This window comes from Oceanospirillum multiglobuliferum (assembly GCF_900167095.1).
In the GTDB taxonomy this organism is placed as follows: domain Bacteria; phylum Pseudomonadota; class Gammaproteobacteria; order Pseudomonadales; family Halomonadaceae; genus Oceanospirillum; species Oceanospirillum multiglobuliferum.
This window is the reverse complement of sequence record NZ_FUXG01000003.1, coordinates 217,608-233,592: the sequence shown is the minus strand read 5'-3', so window position 1 is coordinate 233,592 and position 15,985 is coordinate 217,608. Positions and strand designations below refer to the sequence as shown.

The 15,985-nt window shown below is 44.6% G+C and carries 13 protein-coding genes; 6 read left to right on the top strand and 7 right to left on the bottom strand.

Annotated elements, in window-relative coordinates:
• Window positions 1-39: 39 nt before the first annotated feature.
• Window positions 40-330 carry a high-potential iron-sulfur protein gene (locus B5D26_RS03695; RefSeq protein WP_078744343.1) on the top strand — a complete coding sequence of 97 codons (291 nt, stop codon included), beginning with the start codon at window positions 40-42 and terminating at the stop codon, window positions 328-330.
• An 81-nt stretch (window positions 331-411) separates the two neighbouring features.
• Here the strand turns inward: B5D26_RS03695 and B5D26_RS03690 are convergent, their stop codons facing one another.
• The 3 genes from B5D26_RS03690 to B5D26_RS03680 form a co-directional block, all read right to left on the bottom strand.
• Window positions 412-1,989, bottom strand: a complete 1,578-nt coding sequence (locus B5D26_RS03690) for a SpoVR family protein (protein ID WP_078744342.1) — start codon at window positions 1,987-1,989, stop codon at window positions 412-414.
• The gene (locus B5D26_RS03685; protein ID WP_078744341.1) at window positions 1,986-3,263 is read right to left on the bottom strand and encodes a YeaH/YhbH family protein; all 1,278 of its coding nucleotides are present in this window, start codon (window positions 3,261-3,263) and stop codon (window positions 1,986-1,988) included. The genes B5D26_RS03690 and B5D26_RS03685 overlap by 4 nt, the downstream gene beginning before the upstream one ends.
• Window positions 3,264-3,453: 190 nt before the next feature.
• Window positions 3,454-5,376, bottom strand: a complete 1,923-nt coding sequence (locus B5D26_RS03680) for a PrkA family serine protein kinase (protein ID WP_078744340.1) — start codon at window positions 5,374-5,376, stop codon at window positions 3,454-3,456.
• Between the two features lie 251 nt (window positions 5,377-5,627).
• Between B5D26_RS03680 and B5D26_RS03675 the strand changes: the two genes are divergently transcribed.
• From B5D26_RS03675 to B5D26_RS03660, 4 genes are all read left to right on the top strand, one after another.
• The gene (locus tag B5D26_RS03675; RefSeq protein WP_078744339.1) at window positions 5,628-5,990 is read left to right on the top strand and encodes a hypothetical protein; all 363 of its coding nucleotides are present in this window, start codon (window positions 5,628-5,630) and stop codon (window positions 5,988-5,990) included.
• Window positions 5,991-6,123: 133 nt separating this feature from the next.
• Window positions 6,124-6,891 carry an AraC family transcriptional regulator gene (locus B5D26_RS03670; protein WP_078744338.1) on the top strand — a complete coding sequence of 256 codons (768 nt, stop codon included), beginning with the start codon at window positions 6,124-6,126 and terminating at the stop codon, window positions 6,889-6,891.
• 196 nt (window positions 6,892-7,087) lie between these two features.
• Window positions 7,088-8,563 (top strand): sodium/proline symporter PutP, encoded by a 1,476-nt coding sequence (gene putP, locus B5D26_RS03665; protein WP_078744337.1) that lies wholly within the window; start codon window positions 7,088-7,090, stop codon window positions 8,561-8,563.
• A gap of 243 nt (window positions 8,564-8,806) precedes the next feature.
• Window positions 8,807-10,528, top strand: coding sequence for an HDOD domain-containing protein (locus B5D26_RS03660; protein WP_078744336.1), 1,722 nt, complete (start codon window positions 8,807-8,809; stop codon window positions 10,526-10,528).
• Window positions 10,529-10,532: 4 nt separating this feature from the next.
• Here the strand turns inward: B5D26_RS03660 and B5D26_RS03655 are convergent, their stop codons facing one another.
• The 3 genes from B5D26_RS03655 to B5D26_RS03645 all read right to left on the bottom strand — a co-directional run bounded on the left by B5D26_RS03655 (window position 10,533) and on the right by B5D26_RS03645 (window position 14,204).
• Window positions 10,533-11,219 carry a hypothetical protein gene (locus B5D26_RS03655; protein WP_078744335.1) on the bottom strand — a complete coding sequence of 229 codons (687 nt, stop codon included), beginning with the start codon at window positions 11,217-11,219 and terminating at the stop codon, window positions 10,533-10,535.
• A gap of 158 nt (window positions 11,220-11,377) precedes the next feature.
• Window positions 11,378-12,547 carry a flagellin N-terminal helical domain-containing protein gene (locus B5D26_RS03650; protein WP_078744334.1) on the bottom strand — a complete coding sequence of 390 codons (1,170 nt, stop codon included), beginning with the start codon at window positions 12,545-12,547 and terminating at the stop codon, window positions 11,378-11,380.
• Between the two features lie 430 nt (window positions 12,548-12,977).
• Window positions 12,978-14,204 (bottom strand): PepSY-associated TM helix domain-containing protein, encoded by a 1,227-nt coding sequence (locus B5D26_RS03645; protein WP_078744333.1) that lies wholly within the window; start codon window positions 14,202-14,204, stop codon window positions 12,978-12,980.
• A 104-nt stretch (window positions 14,205-14,308) separates the two neighbouring features.
• Between B5D26_RS03645 and B5D26_RS03640 the strand changes: the two genes are divergently transcribed.
• A complete protein-coding gene (locus B5D26_RS03640) occupies window positions 14,309-15,127 on the top strand; it encodes a transporter substrate-binding domain-containing protein (protein WP_078744332.1) in 819 nt (272 codons plus the stop codon).
• 31 nt (window positions 15,128-15,158) lie between these two features.
• Here the strand turns inward: B5D26_RS03640 and B5D26_RS03635 are convergent, their stop codons facing one another.
• The gene (locus B5D26_RS03635) at window positions 15,159-15,908 is read right to left on the bottom strand and encodes a TrmH family RNA methyltransferase (protein WP_078744331.1); all 750 of its coding nucleotides are present in this window, start codon (window positions 15,906-15,908) and stop codon (window positions 15,159-15,161) included.
• Window positions 15,909-15,985 lie beyond the last annotated feature (77 nt).

The following is a 15,985-nucleotide window of genomic DNA, read 5'->3' as shown; positions in this document are numbered from 1 at the left end:
CCTTTTGCTTTTCAAGAAGCATTAAAGGAGAAGTGATTAATGAACATAAATCGCCGAAAGTTTTTGTTGCTAGCCTGTACAGCACCAACAATCCCTTTTATTAGCTCACCAGTTTTAGCTGCCTTTCCTGTATTAAAAGAACGAGACTCAGCCGCACGTGCTTTACATTACAAAGCAGATGTACGAGATGTTCGGCACCCTAAATATCAATCCGGACAAAACTGCGCTAACTGCCAACTATTTAACTTTATTGATAACGGTTGTGTACTGTTCTCTTCAAATAGCGTATCACCAAATGGCTGGTGCCAAGCATGGGTAAAAAAGGTCTAAGGCGTGTTTCGCAACACAAATATCACATCTGTAGACCTTTTATCTTTTATCTTTTATCCTCTCTCCCCATCCCTTGAATAACTAAGCCTTAGCAGCCTCTGTCTCTGGCGGCCAAGCGTAGCACTGCTTAGTTCCATCCTCCATGATAGTTTTCAAGCGCACAGGAAAACCCCAAAGCTGGTAAATATAACGCAGAACTGAAGGTGTTCCCGCATCCAGTGGCCTGCGATTATGGGCGTAATGATTAAGTGTTAATGAGCGATCACCTCGCACATCCGCTTCAACCACCTGAATATTTGGCTCTCTATTGCCTAAATTATATTGTGCGGCTAATTGCTGGCGAATCAGTTTATAACCGGAGTCATCATGAATAGCGGCAATTTCTAATTCAGATTCTTTATCATCATCGACAATTGAGAACAACTTCAAATCACGCATCACTTTGGGCGATAAGAACTGTAAAATAAAACTCTCGTCCTTGAAGTTATGCATCGCAAAATGCAGTGTTTTCAGCCAGTCGGTGCCTGCTATATCAGGAAACCACTGACGGTCCTCTTCTGTTGGCTCTTCGCAGATACGCTTGATATCCGTATAAATAGCAAAACCTAATGCATAAGGGTTAATCCCATTGTAATAGGGGCTATCGTAACTCGGCTGATAAACAACACTGGTATGGGATTGCAAGAACTCTAGAATAAAGCCTTCTGTTACTAAACCCTCATCATAAAGCTGATTCATAATGGTGTAGTGCCAGAATGTTGCCCAACCTTCGTTCATGACTTGTGTCTGGCGCTGTGGATAAAAATACTGCGCGATCTTACGCACGATCCGCACAATCTCACGCTGCCAAGGTTCAAGCAGAGGGGCATTTTTTTCTATAAAGTAGAGAATATTTTCCTGAGGCTCAGAGGGATAGCGGAAACGCTTACCCGCAACCTCATCATCTGTCCGCTTTAAGGGAATCGTGCTCCAAAGCTGATTCACTTGCTGTTGCAAGTACTCTTCGCGCTCTTGTTGCCGTTTCTGCTCCTCCTCTGCGGAAATTGGCGCAGGGCGTTTATAACGGTCTACCCCATAGTTTTGCAAGGCATGACAAGCATCCAGCAAAGATTCAACCTCTTCAATACCGTGGCGCTCTTCACACTGCGCAATATACTTTTTCGCAAACAGCAGGTAATCCACTATAGCCGCAGCATCTGTCCATGTTTTGAATAAGTAATTCCCCTTAAAGAACGAATTGTGACCATAACAAGCATGAGCAATCACCAACGCCTGCATTGTCATGGTGTTTTCTTCCATGAGGTAAGCGATGCAAGGGTCAGAGTTAATCACGAGTTCGTAAGCCAAGCCCATTTGCCCACGCTTGTAACCCTGTTCAACTGACAGAAACTGCTTACCAAACGACCAATGATGGTAACCAAGGGGCATACCAACAGAGGAATAAGCATCCATCATCTGCTCTGTAGTTATCACTTCAATTTGATTAGGATAAGTATCTAAACCAAAGCTTCTGGCGATACGCCCAATCTCTCGGTCATAATCCTCCAAAAGCTCAAAAGTCCATTCTGAACTCGTTGAGATTGGCGTACGCTTCTCTGTATCAGTATTGGCACTTTCAGAAGCCTGATGTGCAATCACATTAGAGGTAATGTCATTCATGATTCTTTCCTCTTGAACAACTCCCTGAAGACAGGGTAAATATCAGCTTCACTGACGATCTGTTCCATTGCAAACCGATCAGGGTAGCGTTGGCGCACCCCAACATATTCCTCCCAAAGCGCCTGATGTGCATGTGGCGTAATTTCAACGTAGGCAAAATACTGAACCATTGGGATCAGCTCATTCATCAGTAGCTTGCTACAGTTTGTGGAGTCATCATCCCAGTTATCGCCATCTGAAGCTTGAGCAACGTAAATATTCCACTCATTCAATGGAAAGCGCTTACTGATCACCTCTTGAGTTAACTTGAGTGCACTTGAAACAATAGTGCCGCCTGTTTCTCTGGAGTAGAAAAATTCTTCTTCATCCACTTCTTTAGCGCTGGTGTGGTGACGGATAAATACCACTTCGATGCGCTGATAGTTACGCTCTAAAAATAGATACAACAAAATAAAGAAACGTTTCGCCATATCCTTGTGAGCTTGTGTCATAGAGCCGGACACATCCATCAAGCAGAACATCACCGCTTGATTGCTAGGCTGTGGCTCCAGCCGGAAGTGGTTATAACGAAGATCATAAGTATCTAAAAAAGGCACTCGGTCGATCTTTTGTTTAAGCTGTGCAATCTCAAGCTCTAACTCCTGAATTCGTAAAGGATTACGCAACAGCTCATCTTTCGTTTGCTCCTCTAATAACAATGCCTCTAATTCCCGTAAACGACGACGACTTTTACCTGTCATTGCTCTACGTCGTCCGTGGGCATTCTTCATGGAGCGCACAATATTGATCTTCGCGGGAGTACCATCTTTGATGATACCTGCACGAACCAGCTTAGCCGACTCCATATCCTTGAACATTTTCCGCTCAAGGTTTGGCAGCTCTAGACCATCAAACATAAACTCCAAAAATTCATCTTTGGTGATCGAGAATGAAAACTCGTCATCCCCCTCGCCCGAATTACTAGCCTGTCCATCGCCCGAGCCACCGCCGCCGCCCCCTTGAGGTCGACGAATACGATCTCCCTGTTGAAACTCTTTATTACCGGGATTAACGATCTCGCGACGTCCGCCTTTCCCCTGCTGGAAAATAGGCTCGTTGATATCTTTGGCAGGAATGTTGATTTTTTCACCGTGCTCAAGATCGGTGATGCTGCGGCGGTTCACCGCGTCTGTCACCGCTTTCTTGATATGACCACGATAGCGGTGCAAGAAACGCTGGCGGTTTACCGCGCTTTTATTTTTGCCATTGAGGCGTCGGTCAATAATGAAACTCATGCGGTTTCTCCTTATGCATCGGCAAACACACACCCTGTTGATTCAACAGCAAACCAGATTAAGCATCGAAACAAGAGGGTGTGAAGGCAGCGCTACTCACTCAAGCGGGAGAGCAACAACGCTGTCGTTGCGCCCTCTGGCCTAAGCGGCTCATCAATAAACAGAGCTTGTGGCCACCTCTCCTTCGCCCTTACTGAGATTTACGTACCCGTAGATACCACTCGGACAACAACCGCACTTGCTTCTCGGTATAACCACGCTGTTTCATTCTATCGACAAAGTCATCATGCTTACTTTGCTCAGATGAAGACGCTTTTGCATTAAAGGAGATCACAGGCAATAACTCTTCTGTATTAGCAAACATTTTGTGCTCAATCACCGTTTTCAGTTTTTCATAACTGAACCATGAAGGGTTTTGCCCACCGTTTTGTGCTTGTGCCCGCAACACAAAGTTAACCACCTCATTGCGGAAATCTTTTGGATTACTGATACCGGCTGGCTTCTCAATTTTTTCCAGCTCTTCGTTCAGCGCTTGACGATCAAACAGCTCACCCGTTTCAGGATCACGGAACTCTTGATCCTGAATCCAGAAATCAGCGTAGATCACATAGCGGTCGAAAATGTTCTGTCCATATTCGCTGTAAGATTCCAGATAAGCGGTTTGAATCTCTTTGCCGATAAAGTCGACATAGCGAGGCGCCAGCCATTCTTTAATAAAACGTAGGTAACGTTCTTGCAGTTCGGGCGCAAACTGTTCTCGCTCAATCTGTTGCTCCAATACGTACAGCAAGTGCACGGGGTTCGCGGCCACTTCTGTTGCATCAAAGTTAAAGACTTTAGACAAAATCTTGAACGCAAAACGGGTTGAGAGCCCTTCCATACCTTCGTCAACGCCTGCACTGTCGCGGTACTCTTGCAGTGACTTGGCTTTAGGGTCAGTGTCTTTTAGATTTTCACCATCATAGACACGCATTTTGGAGTAAATACTAGAGTTCTCAGGCTCTTTTAAACGCGACAGCGTGGTGAATTGAGCCAACATTTTCAAAGTGTCTGGCGCACAGTGCGCAGAGTGCAAAGAACTGTTTTCCAACAGTTTTTCGTAGATTTTGATCTCTTCAGACACTCTCAAACAATAAGGCACTTTCACGATGTAAACCCGATCGAGAAATGCTTCATTATTTTTGTTGTTTTTGAACGCTTTCCACTCAGACTCATTCGAGTGCGCCAAGATAATGCCTTCGTAAGGAATCGCAGACATCCCTTCTGTACTGTTGTAGTTACCCTCTTGAGTGGCGGTTAAGAGTGGGTGTAGCACTTTAATCGGCGCTTTAAACATCTCCACAAACTCAAGTAAACCTTGGTTCGCACGGCACAGACCACCGGAGAAGCTATAGGCGTCAGGGTCATTTTGTGCAAAGTCCTCCAACATTCTGATGTCAACTTTACCCACTAACGCACTAATATCTTGGTTGTTTTCATCCCCCGGTTCTGTTTTAGCCACCGCAATCTGATTGAGTCTTGAAGGGTAGAGTTTAACGACTCGGAATTTGGAGATATCCCCACCAAATTCTTTCAAACGTTTCGCGGCCCAAGGCGACATGATTGAGCGCAAATAGCGTTGCGGGATGCCGAACTCTTGTTCCAGAATTTCACCGTCCTCAGTGCTATCAAAAAGCCCTAGAGGCGATTCAAACACTGGTGAGCCTTTAATGGCATAGAAGGGGACTTTTTCCATCAAGGCTTTCAGTTTTTCAGCCAAAGATGACTTACCGCCCCCAACAGGCCCTAACAGATAGAGAATCTGTTTACGCTCTTCTAAACCTTGGGCAGAGTGTCTGAAGTAGGAGACAATCTGTTCAACAGCCTCCTCCATACCAAAGAAATCTGAAAAGGCCGGATAACGGCGAATCACCTTATTCGAAAAGATCCGACTGAGCCGGGTATCCTTCGCGGTATCAATCACTTCTGGCTCACCAATTGCCATCAACATACGTTCTGCTGCAGAGGCATAGGCCAGAGGATCACTTTTACAAATTTCTAAATATTCTTGCAGGCTATACTCTTCCTGCTGAACTCGATCAAAACGATTTTGTACATGGTTAAAAATGCTCATGACGGCCTCCTTTCATACAGCCGTGACAACGGAGTCGCTTAGGTGAACAGCGATACTGAATCACTCAGGTCACACTTACAGCATAGACGAAGTTCTGAACTGTCAATTAAGCTTTGCTCAACATTAGATAGATAAAAGAAGAATCTTTCATAAAATGAGGGCAACGTCAGAGAAAACACGAGAAATACACGACAAATATTGATGAAATAAAATTCCAAAAAAATATCTGCATGCTTTTAAGGAGATCAATAATGCTATTTTTAGTCACAACACTACTAGCATTTACTTTAATCGTTATCAGCCTTTTTCTAACCAGCTTTAGCCACCCGCCCAAGTTCCATAATGAGCGTAGCGACTTTATTCAGCTCATTGAACAGACCCTAACAGGACAAGCTGAGTACGAACAATGGAGTGCCGTAATACACATACCAATCAGACACGACCCAGCATTGGAAAGTATTAGAATACGTTGTATAGAAATAGAAAGGCTCTTCTATCTGGGCAGAGAAGCCAGTCTCGGTCATGCGGATAAAATGTTTTCCGCTTTAGGCTTGCGAAAGTTAGAAGATATTCTTCTTGAACTTCAAGATGTTACTCAGTTCAACCCAGAATAAAGGCTATACCAGATTGGCAAGGTGTAAGCCCATCAGATAAAAACCGCTTTACCCCTTTAACCAAAGTCGTACAATGGCCGCCCGTTAACAACAATCATTCACAGCCAACAGAGTACAGTGTTTGAGCCTTGTCATGCATACAAACATTCGTGTTTACAACTTACCCAACAGCTGTTTAAACCACGACCATAGCTTCCATCAGTTGGTTGTGGGGCTAACGGGCAGCGCTGAGTTTGAGATTGAAGGGGCTTGTGGACAGGTTAACCCTGTCAAAGGCTGCTTAGTACCTACAGAACAGACGCACTTTTATGAAGGTATAGGTACCAATAATCATCTGATTATTGATCTATCCACTCAGCACCCTCTCCTTCAAAGTAGCATGATGGACTTGAATCGAGTTTTCGATCAGCCGGGTTACTTCAACATCGATAATAACTTAAAACTATTTTTGTCATTCTTACTGAAAGAGGTCGAGTTATACGGTGACGATCCTAATACTGCTGACTTCTTAGCCTTTGCTTTTTTACACCGCCTGCATGAACGCCTTTTTGATCAAACCGTACCGATCAAACAGCCTGACAGGGTAACGCTGAACATGGATCGTATAGACCAGTTCATCGCTAAAAATATGGCTGATAAAATCTCAGTTGCACAGTTGTCTCAAGTGGCCTGTATGAGCGAAAGCCATTTCCATATTGTCTTTCGCAATATTGTTGGCACTACACCGCATCAGTATCTGATCCAAGCACGATTGAAAGAAGCTTATCGTCTATTGCAGTATTCAACTTTGCCGACCACTGACATTGCAGAGCAAGTAGGATTTACCAGCCAAAGTGCGCTTACCAACGCCTTTAAAAAATACTTTCAATCAACACCTGGGCAGGTTCGCCGCCAGCACTAGTTTTTCAACACCACCCATCAATTATCCAACGCCATAGTTTTTTACAAAAAATACCCAGTTTTTTGCAAGAAGCTATTCGACCTTCTTCATTACAGTGTCAGCACATTTCTATAGCGATTCTGAAAGTCGTTACATTTTGGTGAAATCCTCACCATCAATAAAAACAAATACGCCTCAGCTCTGAAAGGTAAATGCTATGATCGAAGCAAATGCAATTGTAGGCTGGACCTTTGTGGTCTATATCGCCCTAATGCTGGGCATTGGTATCTATGCCTATAAGAAAACTCAAGATTTGTCGGACTACATTCTAGGTGGTCGAAGCTTAGGCCCTTGGCCTTCTGCAATCTCTGCTGGCGCATCTGACATGAGCGGCTGGTTGTTGCTGGGTTTACCAGGCTATGCGTTAGCGGCAGGTATGGAAGCTTTCTGGTTGGCTGGAGGCCTTTTATTAGGCACTTGGTTAAACTGGTTGATCGTCGCAGGCCGTTTACGCGTTTACAGCCAAGTGGCACGCGACTCTCTTACTCTGCCTGAGTTCTTTGAGCAACGTTTCCGTGATAACTCTCACGTATTACGTGTAATCTCTGCATTCTTTATTCTGATGTTCTTCCTGTTCTATACCAGCTCTGGTTTAGTCGCAGGCGGTAAACTCTTTGCAACTGTATTCGGTATGGATTACTTCACTGCAGTACTAGTGGGTACTCTGGCAGTAATCACCTATACCTTCTTCGGCGGCTTCTTAGCAGTGTCTTGGACAGATTTAGTTCAAGGCTTAATGATGGCTGCGGCATTAGTTGCAGTGCCAATCGTGCTGATGGGTGAAGTTGGCGGTATTAGTGAAACTTTTGCTGTAATGGAAGCGAAAAACCCTGAACTATTAACCTTATTCACAGGCACTAACGGCGAGCCACTAGGTGCAATCGCTATTATCTCTTTGATGGCATGGGGCTTGGGCTATTTTGGTCAGCCACATATCTTGGCTCGTTTTGCTGCTATCCGTAGCGAAAAAGACATTCCAGCAGCGCGTCGTATCGCAACCAGCTGGACGGCTTTGACATTATTAGGCGCCGTATTTGTTGGTTTTGGTGCGATTGCTTACCTTGATGGCGGCCTAAAGGATGGTGAGACCGTATTTATGGTACTGGTGAACGCACTATTCCACCCAGTGGTTGCAGGCATTTTGCTAGCCGCAATTTTGGCGGCGGTGATGTCAACAGCGGACTCTCAGTTGTTGGTGTCTTCTTCTGCACTAACCGAAGACTTCTACAAGTCTCTATTCCGCAAAGAGGCCTCTCAGAAAGAGTTAGTGATGGTCGGCCGTATCGCCGTAATTGGTATTGCAGCAATTGCACTACTATTGGCACGTGATCCAGACTCTTCTGTACTAGGCTTAGTGTCTTATGCATGGGCAGGCTTTGGTGCAGCATTCGGCCCAGCACTTATCCTAGCTTTGTTCTGGAAGCGCATGACACGTAACGGTGCTTTAGCAGGTATCATTGTAGGTGCAATGACTGTTGTAATTTGGAAACAGCTGTCTGGTGGCATTTTTGATCTGTATGAAATTGTGCCGGGCTTTATTCTGGCTTGGATCTCAATTTATGTTGTAAGCCTAATGGGTGAAGCACCTTCTATGGAAATTCAAAATGAGTTTGACCAAGTGGTAAATCGCTAGTCAGCTCTATTGAGCAGTCTGGACAATTGCTAATTGCCCAGACTACACAACACTCTCATGCAAATTTAACCACAGGTTTCAGCCTGTGGTTTTTTTATACAAAAAAGTGCGCATTTGATTCAAAGCGTTGATCCTTCTGAGTTACAATTTCCATACATCATCACTAGGCTGCGATGTTTAAATATTGTTATCAGATTTCCTGTAGCCTTTTGCTTTAAGACTTTTACAAGATTTGGAATCAATATGCCTGCAACGTCTTCAAAAAGTGTCAATCAGAAATCTAAAGGGTTGTCTCACTGGCGTAAGCAGCTATTACAGGTCTCATTACCCGCTCTACATCAAACAGGGCAAAAACTCGCCATAGCGATGAGAAAACCAGATTGCGGACTGCTTGATCTAGAAAAAATCGTTGCTGAAGACCCTGTTTTATCCTTCCAAATGCTTTCTCATGCTAATAAAGCCAATCAGAACCCTGATAATGACGTGCTATCGCTGCCTCATGCCATGGCGCTTTTGGGCATGGATAAGGTCAAACCAATACTGAAAAATGTAAAATACATCCATTTCAACCCAGAGAAAATTGCTCACAATGCCTTTCTACAGGCTCTAAACACAAGTCTACACGCAGCCACTCAAGCTGAGAGTTGGGCCGAAATGAAAATCCAAGGCAGCGGGGAAGCGCATTATTGGATGGCATTACGCTTAAGTGTGGTTTACTGGTACTTAGCGCTTTCGGCACCCAAAGAGTACTACGCCATTGAGCATAGAGTGCAAACTGGAGAAAACCGTAACCATGTCGAAACAGAGATATTAGGCTGCACCTCCCAACAACTGAGCCGTACATTACTACCTTATTGGCGACTAACAGAGTTCACCGCTCAGAATTTGAATAAACTGCTAAATCCAGATGCCAAAATGCTGGGCAAGCTATCTAAATGCGCGTGGAAAACTAATGTCGCACCTGAAATACCTAAAGCGCAGGGTCTCTATCTGCAAACCCCTTGGCTGGCATCTATGTTGGCACACTGGTTAGCGATGAACAGTGCGGTTAGCTGGTATAGTCCACAAACGTTACGTACCCTTAAAATACTATCTGTATTTCTACACCGCCCATTACAAGAAGTTATTGTTCAGGTTCACAAAACGGCTGTGAGCTTTTCTAAGTTACATCAGCTACAAGGCGTATGGTCTCCTGCGGTACAACTACTACATCCCAAACTACCAAAACGCTCACTGCCTAAAAAAGTATTGCTTAGCGCACAAAAGAAAGCATCCACAAAGCCTGTAGCCGAAGCGACTAAGGTAAAGGCTAAAAAAGATCTTTCTGTCGATCTACGCAAAAAAGTAGAGATCAAGCCGACACGAACCACTCAAGACACTGCATTAGTACCTATAAAGCAACAACAGGTTTTGCCAGTCAATGAAGTACAAACAGCACTGTTTAAACTGTTTTATTTACAAACAGTGAAGCAGCAGCAAGTCTTTTCTATCCATCAACTAATGGATGGTGCTAGTCAGGTTCTGCACTTTGATTTGGGCTTAACACGTTGCATCTTATTTATGAAGTCTCGTAAACAAGGCTCCGTAAAGGGTATTTACGCAAAAGGCTTCGCAGACAATAGTCCATTTGCCAGCATGGAACTAAGCGCTGAAAGCGATCATTTACTCGGTAAGCTATTAGGAAAGCCAGCAGCCTTATGGGTACAACCCCATCAATGTGCAAAATATTTAAATGATTTGCCGGAGCCACTACAACAGGCATTAGAGAACCCTAAAGAATTTGTCATTGCGACAATCAGTATTAGAGGCGTGGCTTCAGGCATACTCTATGCCGATAACAAAGGTGGCGATAAAGCGATAACATCAGCGCATTACAGCACTTTCCGCAGCCTATCACAGGCCGTTAATCACGGTTTTGGCACACTCGCGCAGAAAAAAGAAAAAGAGCATAAACAACAGCGCTAAACTATTAAAGCCGAGAGGCTTCAGAGGTAGGCATCTGAATAATCAAATGCACATCTTGTGTTTGTGCATTCAGATTTTGGCGTTCAATTCGCACTTGATAAACACCATACTGCCATTGTGAATTTTCATTGGACTGCAACACTTGGCCAACCTCGACAGGCAATGTATGGCCCATAACAGGCAGTGCCAAGCTATTACCAAAGCGGATTAACTCTTTGATGGCTTGCAAATCATATTGGCTCATTCTCAAGGAGAGTCGCATCTCTTCAATCTGCTCTAGCGTACCGAAAGCAGCATAGCGTATGCCATGACGCTTATTATGACCAAAATAACGAATAGAGCTAACACAGGCCATACGACCTGTAGCCAATAATTGATAAGGCTCGGCATCAAGAAAAAAATGCTTCAGGTACTGGCACTCTTGCGGCATCGCTTGAGGGCTAGAAATAACAGAATGTATTTGAGGCTTAGAAAACAAAAATGTAAAACCAGCCCATATCAGCGCCAGTAAAAACCAAAGAATTGCAACCAACTGCCAATAAGGTGCAGATTTTAAAAACGAGAGCAAGCGATTAAAGTTGGACTTCTGCATTGTAGGGGAAAGCCCAATATCAGACATTAAATCAGTATTAGATCGTCCTGACCGAACATCTGAGAACATGCTATAAAGTTGGGTTATTTTGCTGCCCATACCGAACTCCTTATTCGGAACCGGAACTAAGCTAACCACAGCGAGTGAATTTTGTCTAATACTTTAGTTCTAACAAAAAAACTGGGGTATCATCAATAGAATCAACCCCAGCACTTAATATCCTTATTATAAAGCGCATCTAGCAGTGTAAAATTAATTTACCGAAGCAAAGCCATCGCAAGCCCAGGCCTCTGGTTGGCTTGAGCCAGAACAGAGCTTACTGTGTCAAATAAGATCCTATTCCGAGTCAAGCTTGCAGTTTCAGCTGCATAGTCGGTATCCGTAATACGACCTCTAGCCTCTTTAATATTCACCATAGCCGTACTATTCGCTCTAATGGTTGAACTAAGTCCATTTTGCTCAGCACCGAGACGGGTTCTCTGCCGCGTGACTTCTGAAGAAAGTCCTGTCATCGCCGTCAGTAAAGCGTCAGTAGTAAAGGCATGCAGTTGATTGATTTGCGAATCAGAAAAGCCTGTAGCAGAGTCAACGGCCGTATCTGCAAATGCAGTAAAGGCAGCAGCAACACCTGTAATTAAAGCTGACTGCCCAACCTGAGCTGTCACTTCATTTACAAGCACCTTTTTCAACTCTGTAATATCAACCTCAATAGCACTATTATCTAGCATCAGACTGATATCACCCGCTCGGGTTCCTGTCAGCAGAGCATCAGCACCAACGCCCGCGTCAGACTCACCTGTCACAACCATATAAGCCGCAATAAGCTTACCAAGCGTTCCAGTATTACCTAGATTTGCACTAATCGTTGAAAGTGTTTGCCCTGTTATACTCTCTGTATTGGCAAGCTTGCCAAACAAAGCGCCTAAAATAGCATTACCTGTGGTCACTGTTTCTGCCGCAGCAGGCTCTGGACGAGTTTGGATTTTAAAGCCCGCACTATCAGACTCGTAGTTTAAAATTTGTATATCGCCATATTTCGTATTGTTTGCAATACGATTATTGGTTTCCATTAAAACTTTAAACTCTTCGCCAAGCGCTATTCGCCCTTCGCTCGATAAAGTACGGTTACCACTGGTTACAGCAAGCTGGTAGCCACGCTGCAAGTTTGTTGAAACTTCTGTTAACGAACCTTCTGCAATCTGCGCTAATGCCAAGCCATAGTTGGCATTACGGTTAGATTGCGTTAAGCCTGTTAGTTGGGTCGTCATTTGATCGGCAAGCCGCAACCCTGCAGCATCATCCCTTGACGCATTAACTCTACTGCCCGTTGATAATTTTTGGACAGATAAATTAATTTGGTCTGAAATTTGCTGTAAGTTATACCGACCAGTGGACGCTGCCATATTCGTATTAAGAAATAGCGCCATCGGGTCACCTCTGATTGTTGTTTGCCTATAGATCAAAACGGTCAAGCTTGATCTAAAGCGCAATGGTCAGGAATCACATGGTTTTTGGAGACTGGATGGCATAGCACTACTACAGAAAACAATAGCTCAGAAAAGTAATAGCGGTCTGGTCACCACTCTTACTGCTTTCTAGGTATTATTATCTGTTAGCTCATGTTATTTCAGGTGAACCCATGGAATGTGTATCGGCAAAACTTTGCCGCTATTGTCGACTGGTACTCGGCAATAACACGCCCATAGATTCAATTCACCATAACATTCAGGCTCCATTAACCATAATTCTTCCCAAGCGTTACATCACCACCTCTTTGTAGAAAAGCCTTGTCACTTAAGGCTTATCGAATTTTATTTTTAAAACTCGACTACTATATCGACTATTTAACAGTAATCTTTAACAACTCTTCACAAAAAACCACAAACTGTGCCGCTTGGCTTTCAAAACCATAACTCGAACTCCACTCACCAGTAACAGCAATACCGCTAAGGCTGACAATATGACAAAGCCTTTACTCCACAACCCTGCTTTCGCCATATGCAAGGCTGAGATCCAGCTCGTAAAACTGTCCACTGCAAACTCTCCAGTTGGTATATAAACCGCTTTCATCTCCCCATTGAGAGCATCAAACCAGATTGAGGTTCTCGCATAGTCTCCTGACACATCTAGCTCACTGTGCACCCGATAAAGATAGTGGCCACTATAAGGTGAGTAAGAGAGGCCAACAGGCGCAACGATTTGAAAATCCCGCTGAGCGGCCAGTTCTACCATTAAAGCCCGCCCATGTTGTAATGCCTGATCAGAAGACATAGGAATGTGCTGCATGAATGGAGTAGAAGCCAGAGTAAGATGTGCAGTTTGTCGATTCAAAAATAAGTCAGTCACAGCGAAATAAAGAGGCTTTAAATTAAACGCCAACCCAGATAGCACAAAAACTAGCATCATAGGGCTCAGCCATAACCCTAACCAACGATGCCTAAAATAACGCGCCTGAAACTCGCTTCGCCCTTTACGAAAACGCCAATAACCCAACCATTTATAACCCTGCTGCACAAAACCTATTGAGCGACCTTTTGGCCAAGTCAGATAAAGCCCCAGCAACATTTGCAGCAACCAAAATAAACAGGCGATCCCTAAAGCTTTCGCGCCGCCAACGCCCAACATCAGTGAATAATGTAATTGATAAGTTAGGGGCATGAGATTCACCAAAGGTGAACGCCAATCGCCCCAACGCCGCCCCCCTAAAATTTCCCCTGTGGATAAATCAATAAAGATCTGATTATGCTCGGGTGCAATATATTGCCCCGTTTCTAGGTGAGCTTGACCTGACAACCAATATATAGCAGCTCGTTGATGAGCAGGTTTTAGATCGAACCATGAAACTCGGCTATTGGGGTAACGCTGTTTAATCTGTAGTTCGATTTGCTCAAGAGATAAACGTGAAATCTTTGAGGACTCTGGTTCAGCCAACCACATCATGTCACGGTTGATCAAATAATCGACTTCATCCTTAAACACCAGTAACAAACCTGTCAAACAGGAGAGTAAAAGAATGACCATTAACAATAAGCCAAAGCACTGATGCATCAGTTTGACTAGCCTACAAATCTGTTTGAACCGCATCGACCACCTGCAAACAACATGAAAGAAATTGAGAGATTGATACCCGCTCAACTACACTGACCTTAAAACAATGGTTCACACCATCAAGATGAATTGAGACTGTTATGCTGAAGTTTTTCTTTGGGTTCATCCTTATAGGGGCATCTTTTTCGGCGTTCGCCTGCGAACTCGTCATGGGCTACCGCACCAATGCCAAACCGCCTTTTATTTCTGCCGCACCCGATAACTCAGGGCTTTATCAAGCGTTATATAAGGAGGCAAGCCGTAGGATTAACTGCACATTAACCGTTGTGCGCCAGCCAAAAGCGCGCATTTTGCACCTTATGAAAGAGGGTGCCGTTGATTTCTACCCCGGTCTCTCCTTCTCCTCAGCAAGAGCCGAACATTTTGTTTTTTTGCCTAACGGCCTTAAAGATGGCTATATCGGCCTGACTCGGAGTAGCGAACAAGAGATCCACTCGCTGCACGACGTAGCGGCAAGAAAACTGGTGATGGTGGTCTCTTTTGGAGGTTACGACTTAAATGCCAAGCAATATGGGATCCATACCCGAAAACCCTATGATTTCACCCTGACACAAATTGTTGATCTAATCCTTGAGGGGCATGCGGATTTTTATGCTTACAACCTCTTGGCCGTGCGCTACTTTCTCAAAACACACCCCGAAAGAGCTTCGCGCTTGAAAATACACAATCACTGCTGCCAAGAAGCACAACAAATGTTTTTTGGTGTGTCAAAGCGGTCAAAGCATATTTTACTTCGCCCCAATCCAAACTACCGCCCAGATCTTACCCTTTCTGAAACCAACACACCTGAGCAAGTGCAGGAAAACAGCACCATCTGGCGGCTTTATCAAGCTTTAGAAGAGATGGCGCAAGATGGCAGCCTGAGGGCCATTGAAGCGCGTTACTTTGGGCAAGAGTAGTCTCTCTACCCTCCTGCAACCAAACCGCACGCTAACCAGAGACCGAGAGCTGATAGGCGCAGATTCCAACTGAACTGGCTAAATTGAGCGAATCAATACGGCCACATCCAGCAATGGTATAGGCCTCAGCATTAAAAGCCGACAACGCCTCCAACGGTACACCTCGCGCTTCATTGCCAAATAAGTAACATTGATAGTCTGCAAAAGCGGACGCATTGATAACTTCACCGTTTAAATCCAGATACGCAAATTGACTGAAGCGCTGCGACAGTGTGGTTAACGGCACATCAAGTTCAATCGGCAAATGAAAAATAGCCCCCATACTGGCGCGCACCACCTTTGAATTAAAGGGATCGACACTGTTGGGACTGAGCAGTAAACGAAAATTGCCGAACCAAGCCAAAGTGCGAATAATCGTCCCCAGATTGCCGGGGTCCTGTACCTCATGCAAATAGATACAACGCTCTCCCTGTTGTAATGCCTCAGGCTGATGACAAAGATCCGGTAAGGGTAAGCGAGCCATAATCCCCTGAGGCGTTTTGGTATCACTCAGCTGCGCCATCTGCTTTTCACTCAGCACCACCTGCTGAAAGTTAGCATCGAGTTGACGGGCCCAGTCCTGATGCGTTTCGGTCACATACAAGGTGATCGGTGTTGCATAAGGCTTTGCCTTAAGGGCTTTTTGCAGTTCCAAAATCAGATGCTCGCCCTCCACCAGATAATGACCAAACTGGGTGCGATACTTCTTCTGGTGGAGCTTTTTAACATCGTCTAATTTCATGTCTCTGCCTTTGTGGCCTGATATTTCCGCCGCCTACGCGATACCTTGTTCACTGTACCGCGCTTAGCGTAGGAGGT